Raw genomic sequence first — 13,420 nt, forward strand, 5'->3', positions numbered from 1 at the left:
TTTACTGATCCGTCCGGTACCATTGTTCGGCCCATAGCGAGCTGGGATACATATGCCCCGTCGGGCGAATGCCCTTGAGCCATTTGGGGAAAATGAACCCCTGTTCCCCATGATAAAGCGGCAGGGCGGGCAGGTCGGTGGCATAGATTTTTTGCAATTCATGCCATAGCGGTACGCGCTTGTTGAAATCCAGTTCCAGTTCGATCTGGTCAATCAGGGCATCAACCTTCGGGTTGTCATAGCCGGTATAATTTTGTCCCTCGAAATGGTTTTCGGCGGTCGGGATCTGGTCGGATTTTAAAATGGTCAGCGGCAGATGTTCGGGGGCGGACAGCCAGCCAAACATCGCCAGCCCGTCAAATTTGCGTTCCGGCAGGGTTTCGCCAAACAAAACCCGGGCAGGCTGGTTCAGGATATCCACATCAATGCCCGCCTGTTTCCAGCGGTTCTGTAATACCTGCTGGATCAACTGCCCGGTGCTGCTTTCTGTCGCACCATACAGGGTGAAATGCAGGGTTTCGCCCTTGGCATTTTTGCGCATGGCAGTGCCGGTGCGGGTCCATCCGGCTTCGTTGAGCAGGGCATCGGCCTTTGCCGGATCAAACGGATAATGCGCGACATCATCGGTAAAGACCGGATCATCGGGATGAATGAAATCCAGCGCCGGGGTGTTTTTGCCGGCAAACAGCTTTTGGCTGATTTCATCGCGGTCAATGGCATAAAGCAGGGCCTGGCGCACCCGACGGTCGCCCAGCGGGGCAAAGGCGCTGTTTACGTCAAGATGAGAATAGAACAGGCCCTTTTTATAGATGATGTCGTATTTGTCACCAAACCGCTTTTGAAAGGCGATAACCTTGTCAATCGACAGGCCGATTTCGCCGGGCGTGTAATCAATCTCGCCCGATCGCAGGGATGCCTCCAGCGCGGCGGTATTTTCAAAATTGCGCAATTGAATGGCTGTGATTTGCGGCTTTTCGCCCCACCAATAGGGGTTGGCCTCCAGCATCACCGCGCTCGCGGTAATCACCTTTTTGACCAGATAGGGGCCAAACCACAGGCCCGGCGTATCGGGGGCGGTGACATAAAGGCTGCGTTTCTGATAGGTCGCCGGGTCCTGGTCATAAACCGGTTTTTCAAGATGGGCAGGCAGAATTTCGACACCCAGAAAGGCATTATAGCTGTAATCGATGCGGTCCATCGTGACGGTGAAGTGATGGTCATCAATGATGTTGAAATCAACGATGCGGTTAAAAACTTCCTTGTTGGCAACCGCGACCTTTTCGTTTTTACCCACCTCGATGCTAAAGGCGACATCCTGTGTGGTCAGCGGTTCGCCATCGCCCCATTTGGCATTTTCCGGCAGCGACAGGCTAAGTTGTACGCCTTCCTTGCCGTCCTTTAAGGGCACGCGCTTTGCCAGGCCATTTTCAAAGGATGGCACGGTATCGCACATCATGCAGGCGATTTTCCAGTCATGATTATAAACCATGATCTGGCGGCGCACGAAGCCCAGGATATAGGATTGCACGGCCGAGGATGAAAAGGCGGGATGCAGTGTTTCGGGATAGCCACTAATGCCGATTTTAAGGGTTTCTTCGGCCTTGGCAAGGCTGGTTGAGGTAATGATCGTGGCCCATGCCAGCAGCAATATCCCGAAAAACTTGCGCATTCATGCCTCCGTTAAGCGGGCGGGCCCGCTGAATTTTCATTGTTCTTCAATGTGATTGAATTTGAAGTGCGGTGCAATGCCTGGATGTTGCCACGAAAAAAGGCCGCCCGGTTTGGGCGACCTTGAAACTGGGTTCATGCAATTCGCAGCTTAGTCGTGCTTGCCGCCATGTGCCTTGGACCAGCCGATCGGATCGGCCAGGAAATCGCGCACGCCGTCAATGGCGTCCTTGCTGAAATATGCGCCTTCTTCGGCAACGGCGAGCACATCGTGCCAGGTGCACAGATAATGCAGTTCGATGTCATCCTTTTTCAGTTCCTCCAGCGCATTGGGGAACACGCCATAGAAAAACACGACAAAGGCATGTTTGCATTCGGCCCCGGCTTCGCGGATGGCATTGACGAAATTGACCTTCGATGCGCCGTCCGTTGCCAGGTCTTCAACCAGCAAAACACGCTGGTTTTCATGAATATCGCCTTCAATGCGGGCCTTGCGGCCAAAACCCTTGGGTTTTTTACGAACATACTGCATCGGCAGGTCGAGCGCCTCTGCCAGCCAGGCAGAATAGGGGATGCCTGCGGTTTCGCCCCCGGCAACCGCGTCAAAGCGTTCATACCCGGCGTGATCCGAAATCTGGCGCGCGGCAAGGTCAATAACTTTGCGGCGCGCACGCGGAAACGAAATCAGCTTGCGGCAGTCAATATAGGTGGGGCTGGCCCAGCCGGATGTCAGGATATAGGGTTCTTCCGGGCGAAAATTGACCGCATTGATATCCAGCAGGATACGGGCGACAGTTTTGGCGGCATATGAACAATGCGATGCTGTTTTTGACTGATCTGACATGGCTGAAGTTCCTCTGGGCTCGGATAACGGCCCGTCTTAGCCGTTTCTGCGCAAAAGCGCAAAGAAAAGCCGCTGTCTAATTGGTCAGGATTGAAGAATAGTTGTTTCCGGGAGCCCGTCATGGCCCGTGTGGCGGGATGATACAAATACAGGTTATAATAGCAGTCTGTTCGATCAACCGATGAGTCGCCGATTGGCAAAACAGGCAATTCGCGGTATCGATAAGTGTTTTGATCCCATTGTGAAAGAGGGTGCCCCCATGACAAATGATGCCGGACTGGTCACGGATATTGATGGGGGGATTGCCACTGTCACCATTTGTCAGCCGGAGCGTAAAAACGCGCTGACCAAGCCGATGTGGGCGGAACTTTCGCGCATGATTGCCGATTTGGGGGCAATGGATGATTTGCGCTGTGTGGTTATTCGTGGCGGCGAAGGGGCCGGGTTTGGCGCCGGGGCCGATATTCATGAATTTGTGCGCGAACGGCGCGGTTTTAACAAGGCGCGGGAATATGGCCTGCTCCATGCCGAGGCCCTGCAAAATATCCAGTCCTGCCAGCATCCGGTGATTGCGGCGATTGAAGGGGTTTGTGTGGGGGCATCAATGGTGCTGGCGGCCGCGTGTGATTTTCGCATTGCCGCCGATGATGCCCGTTTCATGATGCCGCCGATGAAGCTGGGCGCAACCCTGGGATACCCGGAATTGCAAATTCTGCTCGATGTGCTGGGGCGGGCCACCCTGATGGAAATCCTGTTTGAAGGGCAGATGTTTGATGCGGCCCGCGCCCTTCAAATCGGTTTTGTCAGCCAGGTCGTGCCGCTGGAAAATTTTGATGGCGAAATCGAAAATGTTGCGGGCCGGATTGCCCGGGGGGCACCGATCAGTCAGCGGATGCACAAAAAAATGATCAATCGCCTGATTGAGGGCGGCACCATTTCGCCGCGCGAATTTGACGATGGCTATCTCGCCTTTGACAGCGACGATTTCGAGGAAGGCTATTCCGCGTTCCTGGAAAAACGCAAACCGGTCTTCCAGGGACGCTAGGAATATCGCGGCGTAAATCAGCTCAGAATGGCATGCCCGGTGTTAACGGAACGTCGGTAATGCCGTAATCCACGCCCATTTTGTGCAATTCGCTGGTGATTTGTGAACGGTGATGGGTCTGGTGATTGAATATCTGCATATAAAGCACCTGCAAGGGCACATCCCGCACAACGCCGTTCACATCGGCAAGGGTGCGGATATTGTCCTGCCAGCCGCTATTTTCAGGATCGGTCAGGGTTTCCAGATAGGCATCCATGTCTTCGCGCATTTTACGCAGCTCGGCAAAATCATCGGCAAGGGTGATGGTTGGCGTAAAAGCCCCCGGATTGCCGCCCTTCAGCAGGGTGGTAATGCGCTGATCAATATACAGAATATGATTAAGTGTGGCATGGATGGAGCCAAAAAACATGCCGCGATCCCCCCGGCGGGCCTCATCGCCGATCTGGTCACACAAATCAAACAGGACGCGGTTTTGCCAGCGGTTATAGCGGGCCATTTCGCGCCCGCAGGCGTTAAAATCCATTAGTGGCATGTTATTGTTCCTGTTTTTTCTAGGCGAAAGGGGCATTTCGGGTGTGAAGGGCATGCCCGTCACCCCGTAATCCAGACCCAGTCGGTAAAGTTCGCTGGTGACTTGCGAACGATGATGGGTTTGGTGGTTAAACATGTGCAGGAAAAAGATCTGTAGGGGAATGTCGTGTTTTGTCCCATCCAGGCCATGCAGACGGCGGGTTTTTTCCTGCCAGTGCTTTGGGCTGTCCTCATGGGCAAATTGGATGATGGCGGTGTCGGTTTCCTTGCGCAGGTGGCACAGGGTCCTGAAATCATCCGTCAGGATGGTGTTTGGCGTGCATGGACCGGGCTCATGACCCTGAAGCAGGGATAAGATGCGCTGATCAATATAAAGAATATGATTGAGCGTGGCATGAATGGAGCCCCAAAACAGGCTCCGGTCCATATGGCGGGCTTCATCAGTGATCTGGTGGCATAAATCAAACAGCACCTGATTTTGCCAGCCATTATACTGCGCCATGATGCGACCGCTGCCGTCAAAGTCCAGTAATGCCATGTGCTGTATCTTTCCCTGTTGGGGATGGCAGGGCGCGTGTCGTGCTGCCTGGGATTAAGGGGGCAATGGCCTGTTTTCAGGCGGCCATTGCCGTGTTTTCCGTGACCTGTTTGGGTTTGGCAACCAGATGCGTCATCAGGTTGGCGAAAATGCCAAAGCCCAGCATACAGGTTGTGACCGGCCATAACCCGCTTTCAAAATTGTGCAACCAGCCCAGAAAAACCCCGGCCAGCGCGCCGCAGGAAAACTGCATGGTGCCCATAAGGGCGGTGGCGGTGCCGCCAATATGCGGAAAATACTGCATGAAGGATGCGGTGGCATTCGGCGCGGTCAGGCCAATCGCCCCGACCGAGATCATCACCAGCGGCACGACCACATAAAGCGACGGGGTAAAGAAGTTGCAGGCGACAAACAGGGCTGCTGCCGCAACAAGTTGCACCACAACGCCAATCGCCAGGATTTGATGGCATTCCATGCGTTTAAGCAGCGGGTTGTTGATGCGGTTGCAAAACACGATGGTCAGCACATTGGCCCCGAACAGATAGGGGAAATGCGCGGCATCAACGCCGAAATAGTCGATATACATAAAAGGCGAGTCGGTCAGGAAGCTGAACATCACCGCACTGGCCCCGGTATGGGCCATCATGAAACCCACGGCATTGCGGGTACGCAAAACTTCCAGATAGGTCCACCAGACACGCCGCGCCGGACCCGCATAACGCGGGCGCAGCCGGGTGGTTTCGGGCAGTTTCATCCAGATAATCACCAGCATGATGCTGCCATAAATCACCAGCAGGACAAAAATTGACCGCCAGCTTGAAAAGGCCAGCAGGCCCGCGCCCACCGTGGGGGCGACCAGCGGCGCAATCATCATGATCACCGCAATCAGGGCGAACATCCGCGCGGCTTCCTTGCCATCAAACAAATCGCGTACCGATGCCCCGACAATCACCAGGGCAAAACCGCCGCCAATGGCCTGGACAAAGCGCATGATATTAAGCGCAAGCGGGCTTTGCACCGTCAGGATAATGGCGCTGGCAAACACGTAAATGGCAAGGCCGGTCAGCGCGACGGGGCGGCGACCAATACGGTCCGACATCGGCCCGCCGGTAAGCTGCCCCAGGGCAAAGCCGATCAGAAAGCAGCTGATGGAAACTTCGACATCATGAATGGGCGCGCCAAAATCCTTTGCCATCGCCGGAATGGCAGGCAGATAGGTATCAATCGCGAAAGGCGCGATCGCCGTGAGCGCGGCCAGCAAAATGGCAAGCCGTTTGGTATTGAGCGCAGCTGTCTTGCTGTTCATGGGGCAGTCCGATCCCGGGTTGGCGTCACTGTAAATAACGTATTGTGGCTAAAATCGTGCTCGGGCGGACGGATTTTTGCGCGTGGTTTTCCGCACAAAATGATTTACGTCCGTCGGCTTTTCCCGATACGAACGCTTTGCCTGCCTGATATAACATGAAACGATTCAATGGTTTTTATTATCCATAAAAACCGGCGTAATTCAAACAGGCATGATGATACAGCCCTGAATGGCTGCCATGCAATTTTACAAATAAAAAGGGGCATTCCGTTGCCAGAATGCCCCCTGCATATGTTTGGTTGATGGAAACCCTAGTAATTCATCACCTTTTCCGGACCCATCAGCAGGGTCGGAAGCCATGTGGAAATGGCGGGGATATAGGTGATGATGATCAGGAAGACCAGCAGGATCATCAGCCACGGGAAGGCCGCCTTGACCACCTTGAGCAACGGCATCCCCGTTATGCCCGATGTGACAAACAGGTTGAGCCCCACGGGTGGTGTGATCATGCCGATTTCCATATTAACCACCATGATGATGCCAAGATGGATCGGATCAATGCCCAGCTTCATGGCGATCGGGAACAGGATCGGCGCCATGATCATCAGGATGGCGGACGGTTCCATGAAGTTCCCGGCAATCAGCAGGACGATATTAACCACAATCAGGAAACCCCAGGCCGGAAGCCCCCAGCCGATGATGGTTTCGGCAATGGTGTGCGGAATGCGTTCGGTGGTCAGCACATGGGCAAACAGCATGGCATTGGCAATGATGAACATCAGCATGATGGTCACTTTGCCCGCTTCCAGCAGGACGTGGCGAATGTCCTTGTCAAAGGGCAGCAGAACAATGGCCTTGCCCATCAGGCCGATATTGCGCGTGGCAATGGCCCCAAAGCCGGTATTGCCGCCTTTCGGGATCCAGGGTTGATCCTTGATCGGGCCCATGTCGCGATAAAACAGCACGGCGACCAGCATGGCATAAAACGACGCCACGGCGGCGGCTTCGGTCGGGGTGAAGGCCCCGCCATAAATGCCGCCCATGATCAGAATGACCAGAAACAGGCCGCCTGATGCCGACAGCAGGCTGCCGCCCCATTTGCCAAGGCTGGGTCGGTCCTGTTTGGGCAGTTTTTTGACTTTTGCCACCACATAAATTGCCAGCATCAGCATGATGCCAACCATCAGGCCCGGAATAACGCCACCCAGGAACATGCGGCCAACCGAAACCTGCGTTGCCGCCGCATACACCACCATCACGATGGAGGGCGGGATCAGAATGCCCAGTGTCCCGGCGTTACAAATCACACCGGCGGCAAAGTTTTGCGGATAGCCCGAGCGCACCATACCGGCAATGACGATGGAACCAATGGCGACAACCGTTGCCGGGGAGGAGCCGGAAACAGCGGCAAACAGCATACAGGCCAGAACCGAGGCCATCGCCAGACCACCGGGGAACCAGCCCACGGAATTGATGGCAAAATTGATCAGGCGGCGGGCAACACCGCCGGTCGAAAGAAAGGTGGAGGCGAGAATGAAATAGGGAATGGCGAGAAGGGTGTAATGCTCCATCCCGCTGAAAAGTTTTTCTGCCAGGGTCGCCAGGCTGTCACTGCCAAAAAGCAGGATGGTGGCCAGCGAGGACACACCCAGCGACAGCGCGATGGGTGCGCCAAGCGCCATCATCACGAAAAGCAGAACAAACAGGAATGCGATGGTCATGGGAGGCGATTCCTCTTTGCTGCCTAGGATGCCGAACGGTGTGAACCGCCCGTCGTATCGTCATGGACATCAGCCTTGTTGCCAAGCTGGTCGATGGCTTCGCGGGCTTCGTCCGCCAGGGTAAAGCCGGTTTGTTTGCCGGCAATGATCCGCCATCCCACCTGGGCCAGGCGAAACGCCAGAAGGGCGCCGCCAACCGGCATGATCAGATAGACCACCCACAGCATGACAGGCGAATCCTCGGCTTCCATTTCCAGCATGTGGTTAAAGGCCACCAGCTCCCAGCCGCCTTTGGTGATCCAGAAGCAGTAAAGCAGGCCTGCCGCGACAATGACCAGGCCGATAACGCGCTGCAAGGTTGCCGGAAACAGTTTTACCAGCGCATCAACACCAATATGACTGCCAATTTTAACCCCGTAGGACATGCCAAACAGGATCAGCCAGGCAAACAGAAACTGGGTTGTTTCCAAGGCCCATGTGATGCCGGAATTAAAGACATACCGGGCAATGACATTGGCGAAGGTAAGCGTAGTCATAGCGGCAAGCAGGAGGGCTATGAAGCCCTCCTCCAGCCGGTTAACGACCGTCGAGATCATCGTAAACGGTCCCTTGTCCAGAGAGATTTACAGGGAATTACTTGTTGCAGGCAGCCGCGGCATCGATCAGGTCCTGACCGATTTCGCCCGAGAACTGGTTCCAGACCGGCTTCATCGCCGTCTGCCAGTCCTTGAACTGCGCGTCGGTCAGTTCGATCAGGTTGGTTTCACCGGAATCGATCACTTCCTGGCGCTGCTGTGCGGTCAGTTCGGCAGCCAGATCGTTGCCATATTTGGTGGCTTCGCTCATGGCCTGGGCCAGACCATCACGGATTTCCGGGTCCAGACCATCCCACCATTTGGTCGAGGTGACGACCATGTAATCCAGCAGGCCGTGGTTGGATTCGGTGATGTAATCCTGCACTTCGTAGAATTTCTGCGAATAGATGTTCGACCAGGTGTTTTCCTGACCATCAACAACGCCGGTCTGAAGGGCCGAATAGGTTTCGGAGAATGCCATTTTCTGCGGAACCGCACCAACAGCCTCAAACTGGGCGGCCAGAACGTCCGAGCTTTGAATACGGAATTTCAAACCCTTGGCATCGGACGGTTCGCGCAGCGGCTTGTTGGCCGAAAGCTGCTTGAGACCATTATGCCAGTAGCCAACGCCGGTCAGGCCCTTGTCGGACATGGCGTTAAACAGGCTTTTGCCATCGTCGCTGTCCTGGAAGCAGGTTACGGCGTTCATGTCCTTGAACAGGAACGGAAGGTCATAAATGCCGAGTTTTTTGGTCCATTTGCCGAATTTGGCCAGCGACGGTGCACCGAACTGCACGTCACCACGCAAAATGGCCGGCAGAACCTTGTCGTCGTTAAAAAGCTGGGAGTTGGGGTAAATTTCGACTTTCACCTTGTCGCCCAGGATTTCTTCTGCCCGTTTTTTGAAATAATCGGCAGCTTTACCCTTCGGGGTGTTGGGGGCAACAACGTGCGAAAACTTGATGATTTCTTGCGCCGATGCGCTGTAGGCCATGCCCAGGCCAGCCAGCAGTGCGGTGCTTGCGATCAAGATTTTTTTGGTAACCGGACGCATACATATTCTCCCTAAAAGCTTAATGCGTTTTCCCAATTGTGCGCCATTGATAAGGCGTCATTCTGTCCCGCCGTAACAGGCGCTGCCCTGATAAAGCAATTATCGGGCCAGTTTGTTGCGCACGCTATAACCTCAAAGCATATCAGCTATTTGGCCTGCTTTTGGGCAATGGTGCAATGCAGCGTAAGTCGTTATTTTTGTTATGATTCCCGCACACGAAAAAGTGCATATGTGTGGATTTTCGCACATAATTTCGCGTGTCTGATCTGGTTCTGAAACAGCATGTGGCAATTTGCAGTGAAATGCCACGAAAAATCGCACGCATTATTCGCGTTAAAGTTTTGTGTGCGTTGTGGGGCGGGGCGAAAGCCGGGTCAATCGGCGTCGGTGCGATTGCGGAAATCGGCCGGGGAAATTTCGTATTTCGCCAGTTTGTCGTAAAAGGTTTTGCGCGGCACTGCCAGTGTTGCCACCGTGGCGGTCACATTGCCCCCATGTTTGCGCAGGGCCTCGCAGATCAGGTTTTTCTCGAATGCTTCAACCTGGCGGGGCAGGGGCAATGTGGGGTCGGTGGTGCCGGCCGTGTCCCCTGCCAGGCTCTCGAGGCCCAGAACACGCCTTTCGGCGGCGTTGCGCAATTCGCGCACATTGCCCGGCCAGTCATAACTGGTGAATTTTGCCAGTTCGTCTGCGTTTAGCGGCGCGAAACTGCGGCCAAAGCGGTCTTCGGCCTGTTTGAGGAAATGCTGAAACAAAAGCGGGATGTCGTCCTTGCGTTCGCGCAGCGGCGGGATGTGCAGTTGCACAACATTAAGCCTGTAATAAAGGTCTTCGCGAAATTCCCCGCGCGTGGCCGCCTCGCGCAGGTCCACTTTGGTGGCGGCAACAACACGCAAATCAATCGGCTGCACCGTGTTGGAGCCAAGACGTTCCAGCGCGCGTTCCTGCAACACGCGCAAAAGCCGGATTTGCAGCGAAAGCGGCATGCTTTCGATTTCATCAAGGAAAACGGTGCCTTTGTCGGCAAATTCAAATTTGCCAATGCGTTTGCGGTCCGCCCCGGTAAAGGCCCCGGCTTCATGGCCGAAAAGCTCGGATTCAATCAGGTTTTCGGGTACAGCACCGCAATTGATGGCAACAAACGGCCCGGTCCGGCCCGACATATCGTGCAGGGTGCGGGCAACAACTTCCTTGCCAGCGCCGGTTTCCCCGTTAATCAGCACATGGGCATTGGTCGGCGCGATATTGCCAATCAGGCTGCGCAGCCGTTCCATCGCCGGGGTGCGGCCAATCAGGCCATTGCTGGCGGGCAGGTGACGGGCCAGTTCGGCCTTAAGGGCGCGGTTTTCGCTTTGCAGGCGACGATGCGCACAGGCGCGGCGCACAATATCGACGAAATAATCCGGCGCAAACGGCTTTTCGATAAAGTCAAAGGCCCCGCTGCGCATGGCCTTGACGGCGGTTGCCACATCGCCATGCCCGGTCACAAGGATCACCGGCATTTCCGCATCCATTTCGACGGTGCGGTGCAAAAGCTCCATACCGGTCATTTTCGGCATGCGAATGTCTGTGACCAGAATACCCGGCCAGCCATTGGCAATACGTTCCAGTGCCTTTTCCGGTTTGTCAAAACATTCAACCGGGATGTCCGCCAGTTCCAGCGTTTGCTGTGCGGCTTCCCGCACATCGGCATCATCATCGACAAACAGCACATGTTCGCAGGGGTGGGTCACTGCTTATCCTCTGGTCGCGGCACGGAAAGGGGATCGGATGATCGCATCTGGTTATTCATCGGGCGGGCCGTCTGTCCTGTCGCGGGAAAGTTGGGCATCAGCCTTTTGAAAACCGTTTGTATCGTCAGGTGTTTTAGCACCGGCTGCCTGCTGCGTCGAGCCATTGCGCCCCAAAGGACTGCTGGCGGTTTTATCGGCGTTGCGCAGTTCGACCGTAAAACACGCCCCACCGTCTGGCCCCGGCTGGTTTTCGGCGCGAATGGTGCCGCCAAAACTGCGTAAAATGCCATAACAGATCGAAAGCCCCAGCCCCAACCCGTCACCAAACGGTTTGGTGGTAAAAAACGGGTCAAACAACTGGTGCATGGTTTGGTCGGAAATGCCGGAGCCGTTATCGCGCACTGTTACCAGAACACGGTCATTCTGGCTGGTGACGCCAAGGTCAATGCGGGCATCATCCTGATCACGGCTGGCATCGGCGGCATTGGTCAGCAGATTGACAAAAACCTGTTCAAGCTGGGTTTCTTCGGCAATGACACGCAATGTGGCATCGGGGCGGACAAAATGAATAACGGCATTGCCGATGCGCCCGGTTTCGCGCACCAGATCGATGGCCTTTTGCATGGCATGGGCCAGCTCAACCGGGCCGCTGTCATATTCGGGGCGTCGGGCAAAGGTTTTAAGGTGGTTGGTAATGCGGCCCATGCGTTCGGTCAGTTCGGCAATACGGCCCAGATTGCGTTCCACCGGTTCGGTCTGGCCGCGGGCAAAAAACTGGCGGGCATTGTCGGCATAGCTGCGAATGGCGGTCAGGGGCTGGTTAATTTCATGCGCAATCCCGGCGGACATTTGCCCCAATGCGGCCAGTTTCCCCGCCTGGATCAATTCGGCCTGGGCGGTGCGCAGGGCATCTTCGGTGCGCTGGCGTTCGGCAATTTCTTCGGCCAGGCGCACATTGGTATCCATCAAATCGGCGGTGCGCAGCTTGACCTGGTGTTCCAGTTCCCGTTGCGACCAGTCGCGAATTTCAAGCTGTTCGAGCATGGCCCGGCGACGCTGCAACATGGTGAAGATGGACCCCATGATGATGATGTGAATGGCCCCGGCAATAAAGGCGACCGCCAAAATCGACTGATCGAGAACGGTTTTGTCCGTAAGCAGGAAAATGCGCCAGCCCTGGCGGGGCAATGTGCTGCCGATGGTCAAATAACGCGTGATGGAGGGGGAAACCGGGTCGGTTTTTTGTCGGGTTTCGGCTGATGGCTCGGGGAAACCGGCAACCGAAGGGCGGATATTTTCCGTGCCGCGTTGTGCGGGCGGGGCTGTCGTGCCGTCATCCGCCGGGCGATCATCTTCGGGGATGGTCTCAATATTGGCTGGATTCTCGGGCGCGATGGCGGCAAGTTCGATGGTGGACATGACGCCGTCCTGCGGCCAGTCGCCTTTTGTCACCGGCATCGGGGTTAAGGGGTAATCACCATATTTCAGCGATTTCATCACATCGCTACGCTGACCATCAGGCAGGCCGCGCAAATCGCGAAACCGCCATTCGGGGTGGGACGAAATAATGACAATGCCGTTTTCATCCTCGACCAGCACACTTTCCCCGCCGCGCGCCCAGCGTTTGACCAGGGTTTCAAGGTGGGTTTTGACCACCATCACTCCGGCAATGTCCCGGCCATTGATCAGGACCGGGTGGGAAATATAATAACCCGGCACGTTTGATGTGATGCCAAAAGCAAAATAATGCCCGGTATTGCCAGCCATGGCCTGCTTGAAATAGGGCCGAAAACCAAAATTGCGCCCGATAAACGAGGCCTTGCTGTTCCAGTTGCTTGCGGCAATCGTATCGCCGTTATTATTCATGAAATAAATGTCGGATGCGCCGCTGTCCGCCGCCAGCTTTTCAAGATAACGATTGACCTCGCTGGTATCGGCTGCGGTCGGGTGATCCATTTCCGCAAGGGCGATGATGCGGCGGTCTGATGCCAGGGTGATCGGAAGATATTCATGTTCCTTGATCGCCCCTTGCAGATTGGACCGGTAAAGTTCCAGTTTATTGCGGCCTTCCTCTTCTAACGTGACGAGGCGGCTTTCGCGCCAGCCCTGCATGCTGATGAAAACCGTAACCGGCAATAGTAACAGCATGCCCACCAGCACAAATCGTGCAGTACGGCGGACGGATCGTGACGTTGTTAACATGCTGTCAGACGTTTCCCGGTTTGCTGAGGTGATGCCATCACCGATGGAGGCTATTGTTTTATTGTCCTTATACGACGCCAGGCGCGTTTTTTCATCCCTGTTTGATGGCGGGGGCATGGAACGGGCAGAAAGATTTTGTGCAGGGGCTGGTAATTGTTTGCGTCTGTTTTATAACAGGGGAAGCGGCCCTGTTTCGGCGGCCT

At 55.3% G+C, this 13,420-nt stretch carries 10 protein-coding genes; 1 reads left to right on the forward strand and 9 read right to left on the reverse strand.

What is annotated here, in order from left to right:
• Position 1 precedes the first annotated feature (1 nt).
• Together TH25_RS11415 and TH25_RS11420 are read right to left on the reverse strand one after the other, a co-directional pair.
• Positions 2–1,669, reverse strand: coding sequence for a peptide ABC transporter substrate-binding protein (locus TH25_RS11415; protein ID WP_114088545.1), 1,668 nt, complete (start codon positions 1,667–1,669; stop codon positions 2–4).
• A gap of 150 nt (positions 1,670–1,819) precedes the next feature.
• Positions 1,820–2,512 carry an orotate phosphoribosyltransferase gene (locus TH25_RS11420; protein ID WP_114088546.1) on the reverse strand — a complete coding sequence of 231 codons (693 nt, stop codon included), beginning with the start codon at positions 2,510–2,512 and terminating at the stop codon, positions 1,820–1,822.
• Between the two features lie 259 nt (positions 2,513–2,771).
• Here TH25_RS11420 and TH25_RS11425 point away from each other — a divergent pair, with 259 nt between their 5' ends.
• Positions 2,772–3,557, forward strand: a complete 786-nt coding sequence (locus TH25_RS11425) for an enoyl-CoA hydratase/isomerase family protein (protein ID WP_114088609.1) — start codon at positions 2,772–2,774, stop codon at positions 3,555–3,557.
• Positions 3,558–3,579: 22 nt separating this feature from the next.
• Here TH25_RS11425 and TH25_RS25420 read toward each other — a convergent pair whose 3' ends face one another.
• From TH25_RS25420 to TH25_RS11465, 7 genes are all read right to left on the reverse strand, one after another.
• Positions 3,580–4,626: a DinB family protein gene (locus TH25_RS25420; RefSeq protein WP_258549121.1), complete on the reverse strand. Its 1,047-nt coding sequence runs from the start codon at positions 4,624–4,626 to the stop codon at positions 3,580–3,582.
• A 76-nt stretch (positions 4,627–4,702) separates the two neighbouring features.
• Positions 4,703–5,932: a multidrug effflux MFS transporter gene (locus TH25_RS11440; protein ID WP_114088547.1), complete on the reverse strand. Its 1,230-nt coding sequence runs from the start codon at positions 5,930–5,932 to the stop codon at positions 4,703–4,705.
• Positions 5,933–6,243: 311 nt separating this feature from the next.
• The gene (locus tag TH25_RS11445; protein WP_114088548.1) at positions 6,244–7,653 is read right to left on the reverse strand and encodes a TRAP transporter large permease; all 1,410 of its coding nucleotides are present in this window, start codon (positions 7,651–7,653) and stop codon (positions 6,244–6,246) included.
• 23 nt (positions 7,654–7,676) lie between these two features.
• Positions 7,677–8,249: a TRAP transporter small permease gene (locus tag TH25_RS11450; protein WP_114088549.1), complete on the reverse strand. Its 573-nt coding sequence runs from the start codon at positions 8,247–8,249 to the stop codon at positions 7,677–7,679.
• A 37-nt stretch (positions 8,250–8,286) separates the two neighbouring features.
• Entirely contained in the window at positions 8,287–9,282 is a 996-nt protein-coding gene (locus TH25_RS11455; protein ID WP_114088550.1) for a TRAP transporter substrate-binding protein, read from the reverse strand.
• Between the two features lie 374 nt (positions 9,283–9,656).
• Positions 9,657–11,015, reverse strand: coding sequence for a sigma-54-dependent transcriptional regulator (locus TH25_RS11460; RefSeq protein ID WP_114088551.1), 1,359 nt, complete (start codon positions 11,013–11,015; stop codon positions 9,657–9,659).
• Between the two features lie 51 nt (positions 11,016–11,066).
• Complete coding sequence (locus TH25_RS11465) at positions 11,067–13,217, reverse strand: sensor histidine kinase (protein ID WP_114088552.1); 2,151 nt, start codon at positions 13,215–13,217, stop codon at positions 11,067–11,069.
• Positions 13,218–13,420: the final 203 nt, after the last annotated feature.

This window comes from Thalassospira profundimaris (genome assembly GCF_003326755.1).
GTDB classification, from domain to species: domain Bacteria; phylum Pseudomonadota; class Alphaproteobacteria; order Rhodospirillales; family Thalassospiraceae; genus Thalassospira; species Thalassospira profundimaris_B.

Bases quoted from the DNA above. Each gene is read 5' to 3' on its own strand.
- TH25_RS11450 (WP_114088549.1), bottom strand. From the start codon at position 8,249: ATGATCTCGACGGTCGTTAACCGGCTGGAGGAGGGCTTCATAGCCCTC.
- TH25_RS11415 (WP_114088545.1), bottom strand. From the start codon at position 1,669: ATGCGCAAGTTTTTCGGGATATTGCTGCTGGCATGGGCCACGATCATT.
- TH25_RS11465 (WP_114088552.1), bottom strand. From the start codon at position 13,217: ATGTTAACAACGTCACGATCCGTCCGCCGTACTGCACGATTTGTGCTG.
- TH25_RS11420 (WP_114088546.1), bottom strand. From the start codon at position 2,512: ATGTCAGATCAGTCAAAAACAGCATCGCATTGTTCATATGCCGCCAAA.
- TH25_RS11440 (WP_114088547.1), bottom strand. From the start codon at position 5,932: ATGAACAGCAAGACAGCTGCGCTCAATACCAAACGGCTTGCCATTTTG.
- TH25_RS25420 (WP_258549121.1), bottom strand. From the start codon at position 4,626: ATGGCATTACTGGACTTTGACGGCAGCGGTCGCATCATGGCGCAGTAT.
- TH25_RS11455 (WP_114088550.1), bottom strand. From the start codon at position 9,282: ATGCGTCCGGTTACCAAAAAAATCTTGATCGCAAGCACCGCACTGCTG.
- TH25_RS11425 (WP_114088609.1), top strand. From the start codon at position 2,772: ATGACAAATGATGCCGGACTGGTCACGGATATTGATGGGGGGATTGCC.
- TH25_RS11445 (WP_114088548.1), bottom strand. From the start codon at position 7,653: ATGACCATCGCATTCCTGTTTGTTCTGCTTTTCGTGATGATGGCGCTT.